Here is a 4,951-nt window from a genome sequence, read left to right as displayed (position 1 = left end):
TGGCGGGAGAGGTCCTCCGTCGGCAAGCCGAGCGTGCCGAATTCAGGCGGCAGGAAGTTGGAGGCGTGGTCGCAAGTCAGAACAAATGGGCTCGCCCCGCCGGGGTTGGTCACCCTTACGGTTTCAGGCGATGCAGGGCTGGCGGGCCGTGCTGTCTCCATAGTCAGTCGTCCCCTCGGGAGCGCTGTATCGTATGTTACGTATTTTGTCTCATTGCGTCCCTGCGGATGATTTCATACAGTTTGTCCGGCTTTGTCAAACGCGATTTCGAGGAACGGCGTCGACCGGGCCAATAGGTGGGGGAAAACCATGATCTCCAGCATCGCCGAACTGATTTCCGACCGCATCGGCGCCATGCCGGCCGGCGAGCGGCGCGCGGCACAGACGCTGATCGCCAACTATCCGTTGATCGGGCTTAAGACCGTCGCCGAATTTTCGGCCGCCGCCGGCGTGTCCTCGCCGACGATCCTGCGTTTCGTTGCCCGTCTCGGCTTCCAGAACTATCCGGAATTCCAGTCGGCGCTTCAGGACGAGCTGGCGGCGCAATTGCAGTCGCCGGCATCGCGCACGCTCAACCCGGCCTCGCCCGGCGGCGGCGCGGTGTCGCCAATGCTCGAGGCGACGCTCGAGAACATGCGCGAGACCTTCAGGCACCTGTCCGACAAGCAGCTGGCCGACATCGCCGCGAAACTTGCCGAGCGGCGCGGCAAGACCTTCCTGATCGGCGGCCGCTTCACCGATCCGCTGGCGCGCTACATGGCCGCCCACCTCGCCATCGTCCAGCCGGACGTCTACCACCTCGCCGGACAGGAGAGCATCTGGCGCGACCGGCTGATCGACATGGGCAAGCGCGACGTGCTGGTGATCTTCGACATCAGGCGCTACCAGGACAGCCTGGTGCGCTTTGCCGAGACGGCGCATCAGCGCGGCGTCCAGATCGTGCTGTTCACCGACCAGTGGCTGTCGCCGATCGCCCGTTTCGCCCGCCACGTCATCGCCGGACGCACCGCCGTGCCCTCGGCCTGGGATTCCTCGGCCGCCCTCTTCGTCGTCGCCGAGACGCTGATCGGAGCCGTCACGAGGCAGCTCGAGGCCGACGGCGCCAAGCGCATCCGTGAGCTGGAAGGCCTGCGCTAGGCAACATTTGGTCCGGCGGCCGGCCAACGTTACGCAGATTTAATGTGCACGGCAGCGGCAGAATTGCCATAAAGCCATGATATCGCGTGGCTTCGCACATTGCCGGGGTGCGTCGCTGCGTTTTTTGCTTGGGGAAACTGTAGGCGTTTTGCCGACCGGAGTGCCGATGGCCGCCTGGAAACAGATCGTTTTTGCGCTTGTGATCCTGGTGGCCGCCGCGGCCGCCTGGGTACGCTTTTTCCCCGGCGCGCATGAGGTGCTGGCACGCTGGGGCATCGAATGGGCCGATGCCGCGACATCGGCGCGGACGACCGGCGCCGTCAACCCGGCAAGGCAGGCGAGCGGTCGCGACAGCACCCGGCGACCGGCCAATGTCGTCGCCCTGCCGGCGAGCACCGCCACCATCAACGACCGCCTGCAAGCGATCGGCACCGGCCGAGCCAACGCCTCGGTGACGGTCAACCCTTACAGTTCCGGACGTCTCGTGGAATTCCTGGTCGCCTCCGGAACCCGTGTCGACAAGGGCCAGGTCATCGCCACGCTCGATTCCGACACCGAGGTGATTGCCGAGGACCGCGCCAAGGTCGGCCTGCAGGACGCGCAGGACAAGCTCGACCGGGTCAAGTCGCTGCGGGCCTCGAACGCCGCGACGCCGGTCGCCGTCGCCGATGCCGAGGTGGCGCTGGCCAACGCCAAGCTGTCGTTGCGCGACGCCGAGCTCGCCCTGCAGCGCCGCTCGGTCGTGGCGCCCATAGCGGGCACCGTCGGCATCCTGCCGATTTCGGCCGGCAATTACGTGACCAGCCAGTCGGCCATCGCCACGCTCGACGACCGCTCCTCGATCCTGGTCGACTTCCTTGTGCCCGAGCGCTTCGCCGCCGCCGTCAAGGTCGGCGCGCAACTGTCGGCGACGCCGATCGCCAACCCCAGCCAGGCCTATACCGGCACGGTCTCGGCAATCGACAACCATATCGACGAGGTCAGCCGCACGCTGCTGGTCAAGGCGACGATCGCCAACCCGGCGGACTCGCTGCGCGCCGGCATGTCGTTCCAGATCAGCATGCAATTCCCGGGCGACTCCTATCCGGCGGTCAGCCCGCTGGCGATCCTGTGGGGGTCCGACGGCGCCTATGTCTGGGCGGTCGCGGACGGCAAGGCCAAACGTGTTCCGGTGCGCATCATCCAGCGCAACACCGAGACGGTGCTGATCGACGCGCCGATCGTCAGCGGCGACATGGTGGTGACCGAAGGCACCCAGAGCGTTAGCGAGGGCGGCGAGGTCCGCATCGCCGGCGAGGAGCAGCGCGCCGCCGAAGCCGGCAGCCCATGAGCGGCCGCGCCAACACCGCCAGCGAGAGCGGCTTCACCGCGCTGTTCATCCGCCGGCCGGTCATGGCCCTGGTGCTGAACACGCTGATCGCGGTCGCCGGCCTTGCCGCCTTCTATGGCGTCGAGATCCGCGAACTGCCAGATGTCGACCGCCCCGTCATCACCGTCAGCACCACCTTCGAGGGCGCGGCAGCCGAGACCGTCGATCGCGAGCTTACCGACACGATCGAGGGTGCGGTCGCGCGCGTCTCCGGCGTCAAGTCGATCTCGTCGACCTCCTCCTTCGGCAACAGCCGCGTCACCATCGAGTTCAACGACGGTGTCGATCTCGACGTCGCCGCCTCCGATGTGCGCGACGCCGTCAGCCGCATCTCCAACCAGATACCGGACACGGCCGACACGCCGCGCATCGTCAAGGCCGATGCCAATTCCGAGCCGGTGATGCGACTGGCGGTCACCTCCGACACCATGTCGGTGCAGGACATGACGGTGATCGTCCAGGACCAGATCGAGGACGAGCTCGCCGCCGTCCCGGGCGTTGCCGACGTCCAGGTCTCCGGTGACCGCGACAAGATCTTCCGCATCGACGTCGACCAGAACAAGCTCGCCAGCCACGGCTTCACCGTCGCCGATCTCCGCACGGCCCTTGCCACGGTCGCCTTCGATTCGCCGGCCGGCTCGATCACCACCACCAACCAGGACCTTATCGTGCGCACGACGGCGGACGTGACGACGCCGGAGGAGTTCGAGAACATCACCGTCGGCGGCAAGACGCGCATCCGCGATGTCGCCACCGTCACGCTCGGCCCCGACGTCGGCCAGACGGCGTTGCGTTCGGATGGCAAGACCGGCATCGGCCTCGGCATCATCCGCCAGGCGGAATCGAACACGCTGGACATCTCGACCGGCGTCAGGGCGGCGGTCGCCAAGCTGCAGGAGAACCTGCCCCAAGGCATGTCGATCAAGGTCACCAGCGACGACGCGGTCTTCGTCAACGGCGCCGTGCACGAGGTCGAGATCGCGCTGGCGCTCTCGGTCTCGATCGTGCTGATCGTCATCTACGCCTTCCTGCTCGACTGGCGCGCGACGCTGATCCCCGGCCTGTCGATGCCGGTCGCCATGATCGGCACCATCGCCGCGATCTATCTCGCCGGCTTCTCGGTCAACATCCTGACGCTGCTGGCGCTGGTGCTGGCGACCGGCCTCGTCGTCGACGACGCCATCGTCGTGCTCGAAAACATCGTGCGCCGGCGCAACGAAGGCATGGGGCCCCGCGCCGCCGCCGTGCTCGGCGCGCAGGAAGTGTTCTTCGCCGTCATCGCCACCACGCTGACGCTGGTCGCCGTCTTCGTGCCGATCTCCTTCCTGCCCGGCCAGACCGGCGGCCTGTTCCGCGAATTCGGCTTCGTGCTGGCGATGTCGGTGCTTCTGTCCTGCGTGGTCGCGCTCACCCTTTGCCCGATGCTCGCCTCGCGCATGCTGTCCAGCGCCTCGCTCCACCATGAAGGCGGCAAGGGCCTCGGCGCCCGCATCGGCGGCGCGCTGAACGCGACCTACCGGCGCTGCCTGCACGCCTGCCTCGGCGCGCCGTGGCTGGTGGTGCTGGTGGCGGTGCTTTTTGCCGGCATCGCCTTCACGCTTTTCGGCACCATCCGCCAGGAGCTGACGCCGAGCGAGGACCGCGCCGTCGTCTTGTTGCGCATCAGCGCGCCGCAAGGCGTCAGCCTCGACTACACGACCGAGCAGATGCAGAAGATCGAGAGGTTGATCCAGCCGCTACGCGATTCCGGCGAGATCCGCAGCACCTTCGAAAACGCCGGCCAGAACGGCGCCTACAACTCAGGCTTCATGGTGATGACGCTGGCGCCGTGGAATGAGCGAGCGCGCAGCCAGCAGCAGATCGTGGCCGAGATCAGCCGATTGACGAGGCAGGTGCCGAGCGTGCGCGTCTTCCCCGTACAGCCCAACAGCCTTGGCATCCGCGGCGCCGGCAACGGCCTGCAGTTCGCGCTGGTCGGCAACGACCGCAAGGCGCTCGGCGAGGCGGCCGGCGAGGTCATTGCCGAGATGCAGAAAGATCAGCGCTTCCAGACGCCACGGCTCACCGTCGACCCGACCCAGCCCCAGCTCGCCGTCGCCATCGACCGCGAACGCGCCTCCGACCTCGGCATCGACATCACCGGGCTGGCCGACACGCTGCAGGCCATGCTCGACGGCAACGACGTCGTCGACGTCTATATCGCCGACCGCAGCTATGGCGTGAAGCTGGTGTCGACGACCAACCCGATCAACGACCCGACCGACCTCGAGAACATCTTCGTGAAGACCGGCGACGGTCGCTTCCTGCCGATGTCGACCATCGCCACGCTGACCGAACGCGCCGTGCCGCCGTCGCTGACGCGCGAGCAGCAGCAGCCGTCGGTCGCCATCACCTCGAACCTGTCAGGCGACTTCGCGCTCGGCGACGCGCTGAGCCGCGCCGAGG

Annotated in this window: 3 protein-coding genes and 1 pseudogene; 3 read left to right on the top strand and 1 reads right to left on the bottom strand. The window is 67.2% G+C overall.

From position 1 onward, the window contains the following. Nucleotides 1-161 (bottom strand): annotated as a pseudogene (locus EN780_RS40860) (N-formylglutamate amidohydrolase); the annotation flags it as partial. 148 nt (nt 162-309) lie between these two features. Between EN780_RS40860 and EN780_RS27430 the strand changes: the two are divergent. From EN780_RS27430 to EN780_RS27420, 3 genes are all read left to right on the top strand, one after another. Then, the gene (locus EN780_RS27430; RefSeq protein WP_127284149.1) at nt 310-1,137 is read left to right on the top strand and encodes a MurR/RpiR family transcriptional regulator; all 828 of its coding nucleotides are present in this window, start codon (nt 310-312) and stop codon (nt 1,135-1,137) included. Between the two features lie 166 nt (nt 1,138-1,303). After that, nucleotides 1,304-2,467, top strand: a complete 1,164-nt coding sequence (locus tag EN780_RS27425; RefSeq protein ID WP_128275862.1) for an efflux RND transporter periplasmic adaptor subunit — start codon at nt 1,304-1,306, stop codon at nt 2,465-2,467. Continuing rightward, the coding region (locus tag EN780_RS27420) for an efflux RND transporter permease subunit (protein ID WP_133372733.1) at nt 2,464-4,951 on the top strand (2,488 nt) is incomplete at its 3' end. The genes EN780_RS27425 and EN780_RS27420, both read left to right, overlap by 4 nt.

The sequence above is a fragment of the Mesorhizobium sp. M4B.F.Ca.ET.089.01.1.1 genome, from assembly GCF_004022605.1.
Taxonomy (GTDB): domain Bacteria; phylum Pseudomonadota; class Alphaproteobacteria; order Rhizobiales; family Rhizobiaceae; genus Mesorhizobium; species Mesorhizobium abyssinicae.
Note: the sequence above shows the minus strand (reverse complement) of the source record. Positions and strands in the feature narration are given on the sequence as shown.

Excerpts from the sequence above, each read along its gene's own strand:
- EN780_RS27425 (WP_128275862.1), top strand. The coding sequence starts at position 1,304 with ATGGCCGCCTGGAAACAGATCGTTTTTGCGCTTGTGATCCTGGTGGCC.
- EN780_RS27430 (WP_127284149.1), top strand. The coding sequence starts at position 310 with ATGATCTCCAGCATCGCCGAACTGATTTCCGACCGCATCGGCGCCATG.